The organism is Mesorhizobium sp. 43Arga, from assembly GCF_053714255.1.
Genome location: NZ_JBSKBO010000008.1, coordinates 27,008 through 39,023, shown reverse-complemented (window position 1 = coordinate 39,023; position 12,016 = coordinate 27,008). Strand labels below are relative to the sequence as shown.

The 12,016-nt window shown below is 63.2% G+C and carries 14 protein-coding genes and 1 tRNA gene; 10 read left to right on the top strand and 5 right to left on the bottom strand.

What is annotated here, in order from left to right; genetic code table 11:
* Positions 1 to 270 precede the first annotated feature (270 nt).
* On the bottom strand, positions 271 to 474 hold the full coding sequence (locus ACWGS8_RS24840) for a CsbD family protein (protein WP_454583384.1): 204 nt from the start codon (positions 472 to 474) through the stop codon (positions 271 to 273).
* Positions 475 to 587: 113 nt separating this feature from the next.
* Here ACWGS8_RS24840 and ACWGS8_RS24835 point away from each other — a divergent pair.
* The 7 genes from ACWGS8_RS24835 to ACWGS8_RS24805 all read left to right on the top strand — a co-directional run bounded on the left by ACWGS8_RS24835 (position 588) and on the right by ACWGS8_RS24805 (position 5,889).
* A tRNA-Arg gene (locus tag ACWGS8_RS24835) sits at positions 588 to 740 on the top strand.
* 139 nt (positions 741 to 879) lie between these two features.
* Positions 880 to 1,125, top strand: coding sequence for a hypothetical protein (locus ACWGS8_RS24830; RefSeq protein WP_454583383.1), 246 nt, complete (start codon positions 880 to 882; stop codon positions 1,123 to 1,125).
* Between the two features lie 171 nt (positions 1,126 to 1,296).
* The gene (locus ACWGS8_RS24825; protein WP_454583382.1) at positions 1,297 to 1,518 is read left to right on the top strand and encodes a hypothetical protein; all 222 of its coding nucleotides are present in this window, start codon (positions 1,297 to 1,299) and stop codon (positions 1,516 to 1,518) included.
* Positions 1,519 to 1,694: 176 nt separating this feature from the next.
* A complete protein-coding gene (locus tag ACWGS8_RS24820) occupies positions 1,695 to 2,483 on the top strand; it encodes a GGDEF domain-containing protein (RefSeq protein WP_454583381.1) in 789 nt (262 codons plus the stop codon).
* Positions 2,484 to 2,685: 202 nt separating this feature from the next.
* A complete protein-coding gene (locus ACWGS8_RS24815; protein ID WP_454583380.1) occupies positions 2,686 to 3,648 on the top strand; it encodes a glycosyltransferase family 4 protein in 963 nt (320 codons plus the stop codon).
* 128 nt (positions 3,649 to 3,776) lie between these two features.
* On the top strand, positions 3,777 to 5,003 hold the full coding sequence (locus tag ACWGS8_RS24810; protein ID WP_454583379.1) for an anion transporter: 1,227 nt from the start codon (positions 3,777 to 3,779) through the stop codon (positions 5,001 to 5,003).
* Positions 5,004 to 5,019: 16 nt separating this feature from the next.
* A complete protein-coding gene (locus ACWGS8_RS24805) occupies positions 5,020 to 5,889 on the top strand; it encodes a tetratricopeptide repeat protein (RefSeq protein ID WP_454583378.1) in 870 nt (289 codons plus the stop codon).
* Here ACWGS8_RS24805 and ACWGS8_RS24800 read toward each other — a convergent pair.
* Entirely contained in the window at positions 5,827 to 6,516 is a 690-nt protein-coding gene (locus ACWGS8_RS24800; protein ID WP_454583377.1) for a hypothetical protein, read from the bottom strand. The genes ACWGS8_RS24805 and ACWGS8_RS24800 overlap by 63 nt on opposite strands.
* Positions 6,517 to 6,601: 85 nt before the next feature.
* The gene (locus ACWGS8_RS24795; protein ID WP_454583376.1) at positions 6,602 to 7,186 is read right to left on the bottom strand and encodes a TetR/AcrR family transcriptional regulator; all 585 of its coding nucleotides are present in this window, start codon (positions 7,184 to 7,186) and stop codon (positions 6,602 to 6,604) included.
* A 79-nt stretch (positions 7,187 to 7,265) separates the two neighbouring features.
* Between ACWGS8_RS24795 and ACWGS8_RS24790 the strand changes: the two genes are divergently transcribed.
* Together ACWGS8_RS24790 and ACWGS8_RS24785 are read left to right on the top strand one after the other, a co-directional pair.
* Entirely contained in the window at positions 7,266 to 8,111 is an 846-nt protein-coding gene (locus ACWGS8_RS24790; protein WP_454583375.1) for a crotonase/enoyl-CoA hydratase family protein, read from the top strand.
* Between the two features lie 22 nt (positions 8,112 to 8,133).
* Positions 8,134 to 8,508, top strand: a complete 375-nt coding sequence (locus ACWGS8_RS24785; protein WP_454583374.1) for a hypothetical protein — start codon at positions 8,134 to 8,136, stop codon at positions 8,506 to 8,508.
* 35 nt (positions 8,509 to 8,543) lie between these two features.
* Here the strand turns inward: ACWGS8_RS24785 and ACWGS8_RS24780 are convergent, their stop codons facing one another.
* Both ACWGS8_RS24780 and ACWGS8_RS24775 read right to left on the bottom strand, forming a co-directional pair.
* The gene (locus tag ACWGS8_RS24780) at positions 8,544 to 9,623 is read right to left on the bottom strand and encodes an HPP family protein (protein WP_454583373.1); all 1,080 of its coding nucleotides are present in this window, start codon (positions 9,621 to 9,623) and stop codon (positions 8,544 to 8,546) included.
* Between the two features lie 225 nt (positions 9,624 to 9,848).
* Positions 9,849 to 11,030, bottom strand: coding sequence for a cystathionine beta-lyase (locus ACWGS8_RS24775; protein WP_454583372.1), 1,182 nt, complete (start codon positions 11,028 to 11,030; stop codon positions 9,849 to 9,851).
* A gap of 349 nt (positions 11,031 to 11,379) precedes the next feature.
* Here ACWGS8_RS24775 and ACWGS8_RS24770 point away from each other — a divergent pair, with 349 nt between their 5' ends.
* Positions 11,380 to 12,015, top strand: a complete 636-nt coding sequence (locus tag ACWGS8_RS24770) for a DUF1326 domain-containing protein (RefSeq protein ID WP_454583371.1) — start codon at positions 11,380 to 11,382, stop codon at positions 12,013 to 12,015.
* Position 12,016: the final 1 nt, after the last annotated feature.

The following is a 12,016-nucleotide window of genomic DNA, read 5'->3' as shown; positions in this document are numbered from 1 at the left end:
CGCAGCTTCCTAAAAAGACTTTCCGGCCCTGATCCTGGCCCGAGCAATAGCAAGCTGCGTTTCCGTCCTGGCGTTCTCTTTCTGGGTCATGTTGTCTGCCGCAATCAGCCGCTTTAGTGACCGCAGCGAGGACGAGCCGAAACCAAGGACGATGCGGTGGCTGCTGTGAGGTCGCCTACACCCGTCGCGTCGTCGGGGTGGATCTCCGAAAATCAGGACAGCGCACCTTCCATGGCCTGCAAAAGCTCGGCCTCTCGATAGATTGCCTTCCTACCAGCGTTGCCTGCTATACCAGTCATCGATATCCCGGCGGGCGCGATCCCTTTCGATGCCGTAGCGCTCCTGAATCTTGCCTTCGAGCTGATCGCGTTTGCCGGCGATGCGATCAAGATCATCGTCGGTGAGTTTTCCCCACTGTTCTTTGACCTTACCCTTCACTTGCTTCCAGTTTCCCTCGACGCGGTTCCAATCCATGACAACCTCCTCGGTTCGAAAAGGACGCAACGTCGTCGTGTCGCGGAAGTTCCCAGACCATCATCCCAAGCTGAATATGCGGGTTCGAGCGTGCCATACGCGGCGGGGTTGCGGATGTGGTTTCGCCGCGCTGATCGCGTTCCAAGTTTCGCTTTCTGTTCCGCATGTTTCGGCACGACCAAAGTTGGAACTCTCGCCGGCTGGCCAGAATTTCTTTCGGCCTTCTAAGCCGATGGTCACAGGTTCGAATCCTGTCGGGATCGCCAATAAATCGATGATATTACTGGGTTATTTCCTTCCTGCTGAAGGCGTGTCGGCTTACCTTCTGCCGCGTCGGCACGGTGCCGGTCCGCGCCGCAAGACTTCACCAGCGGGAACCTGACACCTGCCGGCGCGTTGCATCGCATGCTCAAGAAGATCGCCTTCGCCGCCGTGTTGTTCCAGGTTGCCGTTTTCTCGGCTCTGATAACGCAGACGGTTCTTTTTGCATCCACGGCGACTCAAGCCGCCGACGTGCAGCCCAGCAAACCCGTTGCCGTCACCGACAAGCAATGCGCCGCCGCGACATGGCCGAAGATTCCGGATCGGTGTCCGGAGCGGGTTGAGGCGCGGAATATTGTCACGACACTGGTGCTGATGGCCGGGCAATAACGAAGGCTGCGCGGGGCGACCCGGAATTATTTCGTGATCCGCCGAGTTTGGAACCATAGCCCACATCAGGCGTTCGGGGCCTTGTATTCGCGGAGCCTCATGAAAGGCAATGTGCGGCCAGTGAATGGGCGGGGCCAAACGAGCACGGGTTGGGGAGGAGAAAACGAGGCCATGTCGAAACGTGAAATTGGAACGTCCCCTGCCTTGGGGCGGCGTATCGCTGAACTCAGGGCCAGAATGCACGATGCCGAAATTTCCGATCATGAGCTGAAGACCTTCCACAAGGTCGCCGCCATCATGGGGGCGGGCGACGGGTCGCTGCGACTGGATGCCGACGACCTGATCGCGGCATCCTTCGTTGTCGAAGCGAGTGGACCGGCACCCAACCGTTGACGTCAGAATTCCCCGCATCGCGCGAAATTAAGTCAGCGAGCTTGCCTTCATCGCCGGAGCACGGCTGCCCATTGGGCGGGCATGCTCCGGCTCCCTGATCTCGAATTGAAGGAAAAGTCTTATCATTTTGTTTGCGTTGGCGCGTCATAGTAGGGGCGGCTAACGGAGTGGAATGGATGAAGCTTGACCTGTCGCCGACCAGCTGGGGCAGGGTGATCGCTGTCACCGCCGCCGGCACGGCATTCTTCATTGCCGTGGCGTTTTTCGTCGATTCCTTCAATTTCCCCTATCTCTCGCCCGAGGCCGTGTGGCGCGCGCAGATGACGGACCTGCTGCTGCCCGTGGTGCTGGGCGGGTCGTTTCTGTTTTTTCTCATGTGGAAGATCCGCCAGCTGGCGATAGCCCAACGCGACCTCAGCGTCATTGCCGCGACCGACAGCCTGACGGCGGTGCTGAACCGCGGCGCCTTCTCGATGCTGGTCGAGGCCTATCTCGAGCAGACCCACAAGCAGGAACAGACCCGTTCCGGCGCGCTGCTGATCATCGACGCCGACCACTTCAAGTCGATCAACGACCGTCTCGGTCATGACTGCGGCGACCAGGCGCTCAAGCTGATCGCCCAGGCGATCAAGGGGCAGCTGCGTGGCAGCGACATCGTCGGTCGCATTGGCGGCGAGGAGTTTGGCGTGTTTCTCCCCGGTGTCGACCCCTCGCAATCCTGGCTGGTTGCCGAAGGCATCCGCCGACGGATTCGCGAAATGGACTTTTCGCCGGGTGGTCGCGCCTGTCCGCTTTCCGTAAGTATCGGCGGCACCAGCTTCAGCGGGCCGACGACTTACGAGGCGATATTCTCCGCCGCCGACAGACGGCTCTATGCCGCCAAGTCGAACGGTCGCGATCAGGTCAGTTTCGATCCGGCGGAAGCCGCCCTGGTGTCTCAGCCCAGTGCAGGCACGCTACATTGACCTCAGCCTTGCATGCGCGTGAAGGCGGCCACCTCCTTGACGCCTTCTCGCCGGCGTGCTTCCTCCGGCCGAGGTGATGTATGGCGCATCGCTAGAAGCATTCCTGATCTCCTGAGCGCCCGGGCCGCAGGTGTAACTACGACCTGTTTCGGTGCCGGCGAACGAGTGGCGGGACGGCCCGGGCCAGGCAAGCGCGGCGATCATGATCCATTTGTTCAACGGCTTTCAGAACCCGTTTGGCGGCAGCGAGCGCGAAACCCTGGACCTATACCGGCTGCTGGGCGCCGACCAGCAGGTGCGCCTTTGGGCAACCTCTTCGCGCGCGTCCGACGAACTGATGCGGCAATTTCCGATTCGCCGCGTCTCGCCGGCAAAGCGCGAGATGCCGGACGGCGGCACCTATGTCTTCCTCGGCGCGCATTGGCGCAACAAGATCTGGCCTTACCTGATCCGGCGGCCACGCCGGCTGATCTATGTCTTCAACACCTTCCACCCGAAGATCATAGCGCTGACGTCCGGCATGCCACGCCTGCTGGGCTGGCCCGGCGCCGAGCTGGTGCTGATCTCAGAATTCCAGAAGCGCCTGCTGCATGTGGAAGGCGTCGTGCATCCGTCGCCGATCGACATCGGGCGTTTCTCACCACGACCGGCAAGGCCGGATGGTCCGTTCACGGTGGGGCGGCTCAGCCGCGACACGGCCGACAAGCATCATGCCGACGATGTGGCGCTCTACCAGACATTGCTGGCCGATGGCGTTGCGGTGCGGATCCAGGGCGGCATGTCGCTCAACGACAGGCTCGCGCCGCATCCGCAACTCGAACTCCTGCCGCAGGGCCAGTTTGCCGCCGAACAGTTTCTGCCGACGCTCGACGTGTTCTACTACCGCACCGGCTCACATGTGGAGACATTCGGCCGCGTGGTGTTCGAGGCGATGGCCTGCGGTTTGCCCGTGGTCTGCCATTCGCATGGCGGTTATGCCGACCATATCAGCCATGGCGAAAACGGATTTCTCTTCGAGACGACGCAGCAGGCGGTGCAAATCCTGGCCGAGCTCAAGGCCGATCCGGCGCTGCGGGCGAGCGTGGGCCATAAGGCGCGGCAGACGGTCGAGCGACTGTTTTCGCTGCAGGCATTGCAACAGCGGCTGGATTTCTATCGGCGTTAGCAACATCGCCCGCAGGATAGCTTGTCCACTCCGTTTGTCATCAATCTCGACATCGCCAAAGTTGACATGCAAAAGAACCACCGGGCGGACCGCATCGGCGCCACCCGATCGAGCGGGGCTTCTTACCAATGACATTGATGGCCGCGGCGGCACTGCTGATCCTGGTCCTGACCTATGCCGGCGTTGCCGTCGGCCGCATCCCTGGCTTGCGTCTCGACCGGGCGGGCATCGCGCTGCTTGGCGGCGCCGCGATGATCGCCATTGGAGCGATCAGCATGGAGGACGCTTACCGCGCCATCAATTTCGACACGATCACGCTTCTCCTCGGCATGATGATCGTGGTGGCGCATCTGAAGGTCTCCGGCGCCTTTCGTGGCCTGGGCGCCATCGCCATCGAACACGCGCACGCGCCCTTCATGCTCCTGGTGATGGTGACGCTGCTGACCGGCGTGCTTTCGGCCTTCCTGGTCAACGATGCCATCTGCCTGGTCATGGCGCCGATCGTCGTCCACGTCACCCGCGTCATCAACCGCAACCCGATCCCCTATCTGATCGCCACCGCCACCGCATCGAACTGCGGCAGCGTCGCCACCATCACCGGCAATCCGCAGAACATGGTCATCGGCGCGCTGTCGGGCATTTCCTATCCCGCCTTTTCGGCGGCACTCGCGCCGGTCGCCCTGTTCGGCCTCGTCGCGGTCATCGTCATCGTGCGTATCGTCTATAGCGCCGAATTCACCCGCACCGCTGAATTGACGCCGCATGTCTCGCGTGGGCGCATGCATCGCGGGCAGGTGCTGAAGGCCGTGATCGTCTGCATCGGCCTGGCCATCGCCTTCTTCGCCGGCGTCCCCGTTGCCAAGGCCGCGTTGATCGGCGGCGCCATTCTCCTGCTCACCCGCGCCATCAAGCCGGACCGCATCTACCGTGAGGTCGATGGCCCGCTGCTGTTCATGTTCGCCGGTCTGTTCGTGGTGGTCGCCGGCGCCGAAAGGACGCTGCTGACCCCAGATATCATTGCCTCCGCCAAGAATCTCGGCCTGGACGATGTCTGGCGCCTGTCCGGCTTCACCGCGGTGCTCTCCAACATCATGAGCAATGTGCCGGCTGTGCTGGCGCTGCGACCGTTCATACCTGGGCTGGAAAACCCCGAACGCGCCTGGCTGGTGGTGGCGATGAGTTCCACGCTTGCCGGCAATTTCACGCTGCTAGGCTCGGTCGCCAACCTGATCGTCGCCGAGCAGTCCAAGGCCGCCGGCACACCCTTGTCCTTCGGTGCCTTCTTCAAGGTCGGCCTGCCGCTGACGTTGATCACGCTCGTCGCCGGCACGGCATGGCTGGCCTTCGGGTTCTAGCGGGAGTGGCAAAGCGGTGACGAATACGAATGAAGGCGATGGCGGCGATCTGATCCGCCGTGCGGTGGCCGCTTTCAATTCCGGCAATCACGGCCAGGCAATGCAGCTTTGCGAGTTAGGCCTGAAGCAACACCCGGGCGATCCGGCGCTTTGCCATCTTCTGGCGGCGGTCCTGTTCGCCAGGGCGGATTTGCCGGGGGCTCGCGCGCGCATCGAGACGAGTCTGGCCGCTCGTGCGGATAATGTGCCCGCCTTGATTCTCGCATGCAGGATTGCCCGGGCCGATGGCCGGTTCGAAGCGGCGTTGCAACAGCTGGATCGCGCGGCAAAACTGTCATCACAGACGGAAATACTGATCGAGCGGGCACGTACCTTTGATCAGGCAGGCAATGCTTTGGCCGCTCGCGAATGGTGGGCACTTGTCTTGCAACGGGATCCGAAATCCGAGGAGGCCGCGGCGCGCCTCGGACGACTTGCCTGGCAACGCGGCGAGTCTGTTGAGGCAGAAGGCTTCCTCGAACGCGCCGTCGCCGGCGGCGGGCATCCGGCAGCCTGGTTTGATCTCGGCTTGGTGCGTCAGGACATGCGCAAGTTCGACGCCGCCGCCCAGGCCTATCGACGCGTGCTGGAGATGAGCCCGGATGCCCCGGAGGCTGCCGTCAATCTGGGCGTCGTCTTGCAGGAAACTGGTGATCTCGATGGGGCGATGCTGGCCTATTCAACGGCCTATCGTCTGCGCCCGTCCACGTTCGGCGTCATCGCCATGGCGCTGACATCGGCACCGAGTGGTCGGCTGTGGCTTGATGAGGAAGCACTGCGTCGCTCACTCGCCAGTGGGGCGCCCCCGCCGGGCGCGAAACCGCTTGCGGTAGACACCGGGCCTTGACAGGACATCGGCGACAGTGCGCGCATAAGACGCCTGCCGTCCTTCGTCGAACACCTCGTATTCCAGCTGCGGCGCTGCCCGCGGAACCGCAAAGCACTGTGCGACCGGGGTTCCTTTCGCGAGCACGCCGGAGAACCCAGGTTCCGTCCAGACCGCCGGGAAATTGATGCCGCCATCGCTGAACCGGTCGGAATCCACCAGGCCGGTCACCAGCCTGAAAGGAAGATCCTCGCGATTGACAGGATGCGTCGCGAACAGCGACCAGCCGTCCTCGACCTCGATGGTCCAGAAGCTGTTGAATTTGAGGGCGGCTTGGCCGGGCGTCGCAAACGGGCTGCCGGCGAGCTGCCCCGGCGTGTGGAAGCTCAATGGCGCTCTGGGGTGGTTCTGTGTGACCGGTTCTGGAATTTGCCAGTCCCATGAAAAGCTGCCCTTGTCGACGATGACGTCGCAGGGCAGCAGGACCATGAAGCCATAGGTCATCGCATCGACGACGGGTGGGCATTGCTTGAGCGTGCGAATGTCGCGGCCGTGGATCGCCGAATAGGCGGTGGCGGGCATGGCGCGCAACCATTCCGGCAGAGCGCCGCGCGCCGGGATCGGGCGCGGCAAATGCTCAATCAACATTGGATCACATCGAAAGATGATACGCATCACCGCCTCCTGGCATTGCGATACCATGCCTGCCGGCCGCGTTCCAAGCCGCGGTTGGTCAGTCCTTGTTCTGCGATCTCGCCCGGACAAGCGTCGCCGCGGCTCGTCCTGCCGCCTCGATGTAATCGGGATTGCGGTGGACCAGCATGATCGAAAAAGAGCCATCGATCAAAAGCACGATCTCGCGCGCCACCGCCTGCGCTTCCTCGACGCCGTGGTCGGACAACGCCCCCGCAAGCCATGCCTCGAAATTCGACTTGTGGCGCGATCCGACCTTCACCGCCGGATGGCCGGGCATGGAGGCAAGTTCCGCGGCCGTGCGCAGGAAGCCGCATCCCTTCCACTTCGGATGGAGCGCAACCCGCGCCAGATTGCTGAAGATCGCCTCGACCTTGCGGTCCGCGCCGCCTTCCGCGGCGTCGAACCAGGCGGCCATCTGCCGCAGATTGGGCTGGTCGCGCCCGTCGAGATAGGCGGCGATCAGGTCGTCCTTGCTCTTGAAGTGGTAGTAGAGCGTCCGCTTGGTAAGGCCTGCCTTTTCGGCGACGGCGTCGACGCTGACGCGACCGATTCCCTCGGCATAGAACAGTTTCGTGGCGGCATCGACGATGCGTTTGCGGGTCGGGCTGGCAGCTTCAGGCATGAAGCGTGTATACCGACTAGTGAATATACACGCAATCGAAAGCGTGATCCGTTTCCGTCGTATCTGGAAAGGAAGAACAATGGCCGATCTTGTCCTGAATGAGACCCGCGACGGTGTGAGCGTCGTCACCCTCAACCGCCCGGAAAAGCTGAACGCGCTGAACTACGCCCTGATCGATCGCCTGCTCGCGATCCTCGACACGATAGAGACCGACAAGGCGGTCCGCGCCGTCATCCTGACCGGGGCGGGGGAACGCGCCTTCTCCGCCGGCGGCGATATCAACGAATTCTCATCGAGTGTCGCCGCAGGCACGGATGTGGCGTTGCGCGACTTCGTCATGCGCGGCCAACGGCTGACGGCAAGGCTCGAAGCCTTCCGCAAGCCCATCATTGCGGCCGTCAACGGGATCGCCTTCGGCGGCGGCTGCGAGATCACCGAGGCCGTGCCGCTGGCCATCGCCAGCGACCGCGCCCTGTTCGCCAAGCCGGAGATCAACCTCGCAATGCCGCCGACCTTCGGCGGCACGCAGCGCCTGCCGCGGCTTGCCGGGCGTAAGCGCGCTCTGGAACTGCTTTTGACGGGCGCAACCTTTTCGGCTGAACGAGCGGCCGAACTCGGCCTCGTCAACAAGATCGTGCCGCATGCCGAGCTGATGCCCGCAGCGCATGATCTTGCCCGCCGCATCGTCACGCATTCGCCGGCAGCGCTGGCAAGCATCCTCACCGCAGTGGCGCGCGGCATCAACCTCGGCATCGCCGAAGGGCTGTTGGTCGAGGCCGAGCAATTCGCCCGCATGGCCCCGACCGCCGATCTCAGGGAAGGCCTTGCCGCCTGGGTCGAGCGGCGCAGGCCCGGCTATGACGGCTCCTGGACGCACGTCACAAGGCCGGACGAGGCAATGTCGGGGCCTAGCGTCACTGCCTGACGGCCGTCCCTTCGCCCTGACGATGAACCCCAACTGCCCCAGCACCCCGGCCAGCCGTTCGTTCAAGCTCTGCCATGATGTCATATTTCCCGGTCTGTACCCCTGCATTGGCCGACAGCTAAAGACGCCCGCGGATGTCACCGCGCAGCTTCTGCTTTCGGACACCACATGGACCGGCGATTGGAGCCTTTGGTTTGAAAGCGTCGGCATGAAGGGCCCGTCGATCGACGCCGGATCGGAGTTTTCGCTTTATAGCCTTGCGCTTCAGGCCGCCATTGATGGCGCCGGCTGCACAAAGGTTCCCGGATTTCCGCAGCGTGCCTCCGCTATTCTGGAGCAATTCCAGGAAAAGTGTGAGCGGTTTTCCGGCTGGAATCGCGTCAAAACAAAGAGTTAGAGCGTCTCGCCGTTTCCATGAAACGGCGAGACGCTCTAAGCCGCAGCCAATCCCTTGTCTGCGGCCTGAACGCGCGAGGCTGCCGCCAGCAGGTCGGTCTGGGTGATCAGGCCGAGAATGCGCCGTTCGCCATCGACGATGACCACCGCATGGCTGCGGCCGTCGGTCAGTACGGGAAGCAGGCTCATCGCCGGGGTCTCGGGCGAAGCAGTGCCGGCCTTCGACATCACGCCCTTCACCGTCTCGGTCGCCTTCGTCAGCTCGCGCAGGCCGACGGCGCCGACCAGCCTTGCTTCGGCGTCGACCACCGGCAAGGTGCGGATGTTGTGATCGAGCAGTTGCTGGCGCGCCTCGTCGGCGGTGGCCTGCTCGGGCACCGAAACCACGTCGCGGGACATGATGTCCTGGCAAAGCAGCGTCCGATGCGAGCGCACCATGGCCTGCAGCTCGACCTGTCTCAGCAGCCGTTCGAGGTCGTTGCGGTCGATGTCGAAGGTTTCGTCGAGCGTGGTCAGCGCCGCGTCGATATCCTCGGGCCGGAAGCCGACGCGCTGCTGCGCCGGCGGATCGGCCGTCCCATGGCTGTTGGCTGGGGGTGCGGCGACATGCGGATAGTTGCGCCGCGCCAGCCTGTGGAAGAGGAAGCCGAGCGTGACCAGGATGATCGAATTCAGAGCCACCGGCACGAACGGAAACAGGAAGCCGGCGCTGACTACGGCCGGCCCGCCGAGCACCGCCGTCAGCGCCGCCGCGCCGCCGGGGGGATGCAGGCAGCGAGCGAATGACATGGCCGCGATGGCGAGCGCCACGGCGAGGCCCGAGGCCATGACCGGATCATGGATGAAATGCGCCACCGTCACACCCACCAGTGCCGATATGGAGTTGCCGCCGATGATCGACCAGGGCTGCGCCAACGGGCTCGCGGGCACAGCGAAGAGAAGCACGGCGGAGGCGCCCATCGGCGCCACCAGCAGGGCCGCATGCGGGCCGCCGCCCATCGCCAGCCCGCTGATCACGCCGGTCAGCGCGATGCCGATCGTGGCGCCGATACAGGCCAGCAGCCGCTCTCGCAGCGTCGCTCCGGCAAGGATGGGGACAAAAAGACGAAAGGCCATGGCAAGCTTTGTGACAAATGGATTGGTTGGGATCCCGTGCAGCAGGCAATGCAGCCGAACCCGCGGATTTGAAAGTCAAACAAATCCGCAACGTCGCGGCCCGGCAGAATAATATTGCGCGACGCGCAGCAATGGGATGCCGCGTGCGGCTCGCGCTTTGTCATCAGCGCCAAGGCCTTGCGGCCGTTTGCTGATTCTGTCCGGCAGTTAGCTCGTGCGCGCCGGTTAGGCCGTCGCTGCGGCCAGCCCGCGCAAAATGTCGGCTTTCAGGTCGTCGACATCTTCGAGGCCGATCTGCAGGCGGATCAACGGGCCTTCATAGGGGCCTTTTGCAACGACGCGGTCGCCAAGCCAGACCGGCACCGCAAGGCTCTCATAGCCGCCCCAGGAATAGCCGAGGCCGAATATCCTGAGCGCGTCGAGGAAAGCGTGCTGCTCCTTCTGGCCGCCGCCATCGAGCACGATGGAAAAGATGCCGCTCGAACCGCAAAAGTCGCGCTTCCACAGATCGTGATCAGGGTGGCTCGGAAGGGCAGGGTGGAGCACGCGCGCCACACCCTTCTGGCCTTCGAGCCACGACGCGATGGCAAGCGCGCTGCGCTGGTGATGCTCCAGGCGCACGCCCATGGTGCGCAGGCCGCGCAGCACCTGGTAGACATCGTCGGGGCCCGCGCAGCAGCCGAGCGTGCAGAAGCTCTCATAGAGCTGCTCCCAGTGGCTCTCATTGGCCGAGACCGTGCCAAGCAGCACGTCGGAATGGCCTGCCGGGTATTTCGTCGCCGCGTGGATGGAGATGTCGACGCCGTGGTCGAGCGGCCGGAAATAGAGCGGCGTCGCCCAGGTGTTGTCCATCATCACGATGGCGCCGGCCGCATGCGCCGCCTTGGCGATCGCCGGGATGTCCTGCACCTCGAACGTGTTGGAGGCCGGCGATTCCGTGAACACCACTTTGGTGTTCGCCTTGATCAAGGCGGCGATGCCCGCGCCGATATGCGGATCATAATACTCAACCTCGACGCCGAGCCGCTTCAGCATCGTGTCAGCGAAATTACGGGTCGGATGGTAGACGCTGTCGACGATCAGCAGGTGATCGCCGGCCGAGACGAAGGCGAGCAGTGGAATGGTCACCGCCGCAAGACCCGACGGCACCACGATCGTGCCGGCGGATCCCTCCAGCGCGTCGACGGCCTGGGCAAGCGCGTCCGTTGTCGGCGTGCCGCGCGTGCCGTAGGTGTATTTCTGGCTGCGGCCAGCCATTGCGGCGGCATTGCGGTACAGCACGGTCGAGGCGTGCACGACAGGTGGATTGACGAAGCCGAAATAGTCGTGCGGGTTGTTGCCCGAATGGGCCAACCGCGTGTTGATGCCCATTTTGTCGGAACCCTGCTCGTTGCCGTCCTTAGCCATGCTTCGTCTTCGCCTTGTTTGACAGGCGCTAGCCATAGTGCGGCGTCATGGACCGCGCAACAGCCCACCATCCGCCAGGGATAGACTTCGAATATGCCAATTCTCCGGCTGAATGGCATTGCGGCGAGGTCCTAAAACGGGCCGGCCAAGGGGCGGCGGTGATTGTCGGCGGAGCCGATCCTGCCCCGGTCAACCTATTGTAGGCGGCTATGAAAACTATATAATAAATTTCTAATATTAATCGCCGGATTGCCTCGATCAGATGCTGCCGGACGGTTTTTGGCCGGTTACCTCCTGATCCCCCGGTCCGGGTATCGCGCTCACAGAGCGCGGCAAGGGGAGGAATGCCATGGCCAACGTCAAATGGACAATGAAGGCGCGCGAATTCGTCAACTGCAATTGCGCCTATGGCTGCCCATGCCAGTTCAACGCCATGCCCACACACGGCTTCTGTCAGGCCGTTACCGGCATCGAAATCGAGAGCGGCCATCACGGCGCCACCAAACTCGATGGATTGCGGCTCGTCGGGATTTTCCGCTGGCCCGGCGCCATCCATCAGGGCGGGGGCGAAGCAGCGGTGGTTGTCGACGAAAGGGCGAGCGAGGCCCAGCGTGAAGCGCTGCTTCGCATACTGGGCGGACAGGACACCGAACCAGGCGCGACAATATTCGAGGTCTTCTCGACCACGCTGGAGAAGTTCCATGACCCAATCTTTGCCCCGATCGAATTCGAGGTCGACGTCGACGCGCGAACCGGACGGCTGCATGTCGATGGCGTAGCCGACGGTCATGGCGAGCCGATCAAGAATCCGGTCACCGGCGCGGAGCATCGGGCACGCATCGACCTGCCGCACGGCTTCGAATACGCAATGGCCGAAGTCGGGCGTGGCTGGACCAAGGCGATAGGCCCGATCACGTTCGAGGTGGCCGATACACACAGTCATTTTGCCAATCTGCATCTCACGCAGAGCGGCGTCGTCCATTGAG

Coding starts and splice junctions, on each gene's coding strand:
- ACWGS8_RS24840 (WP_454583384.1), bottom strand. CDS start 474: ATGGATTGGAACCGCGTCGAGGGAAACTGGAAGCAAGTGAAGGGTAAG.
- ACWGS8_RS24830 (WP_454583383.1), top strand. CDS start 880: ATGCTCAAGAAGATCGCCTTCGCCGCCGTGTTGTTCCAGGTTGCCGTT.
- ACWGS8_RS24825 (WP_454583382.1), top strand. CDS start 1,297: ATGTCGAAACGTGAAATTGGAACGTCCCCTGCCTTGGGGCGGCGTATC.
- ACWGS8_RS24820 (WP_454583381.1), top strand. CDS start 1,695: ATGAAGCTTGACCTGTCGCCGACCAGCTGGGGCAGGGTGATCGCTGTC.
- ACWGS8_RS24815 (WP_454583380.1), top strand. CDS start 2,686: ATGATCCATTTGTTCAACGGCTTTCAGAACCCGTTTGGCGGCAGCGAG.
- ACWGS8_RS24810 (WP_454583379.1), top strand. CDS start 3,777: ATGACATTGATGGCCGCGGCGGCACTGCTGATCCTGGTCCTGACCTAT.
- ACWGS8_RS24800 (WP_454583377.1), bottom strand. CDS start 6,516: ATGTTGATTGAGCATTTGCCGCGCCCGATCCCGGCGCGCGGCGCTCTG.
- ACWGS8_RS24795 (WP_454583376.1), bottom strand. CDS start 7,186: ATGCCTGAAGCTGCCAGCCCGACCCGCAAACGCATCGTCGATGCCGCC.
- ACWGS8_RS24790 (WP_454583375.1), top strand. CDS start 7,266: ATGGCCGATCTTGTCCTGAATGAGACCCGCGACGGTGTGAGCGTCGTC.
- ACWGS8_RS24785 (WP_454583374.1), top strand. CDS start 8,134: ATGAACCCCAACTGCCCCAGCACCCCGGCCAGCCGTTCGTTCAAGCTC.
- ACWGS8_RS24780 (WP_454583373.1), bottom strand. CDS start 9,623: ATGGCCTTTCGTCTTTTTGTCCCCATCCTTGCCGGAGCGACGCTGCGA.
- ACWGS8_RS24775 (WP_454583372.1), bottom strand. CDS start 11,030: ATGGCTAAGGACGGCAACGAGCAGGGTTCCGACAAAATGGGCATCAAC.
- ACWGS8_RS24770 (WP_454583371.1), top strand. CDS start 11,380: ATGGCCAACGTCAAATGGACAATGAAGGCGCGCGAATTCGTCAACTGC.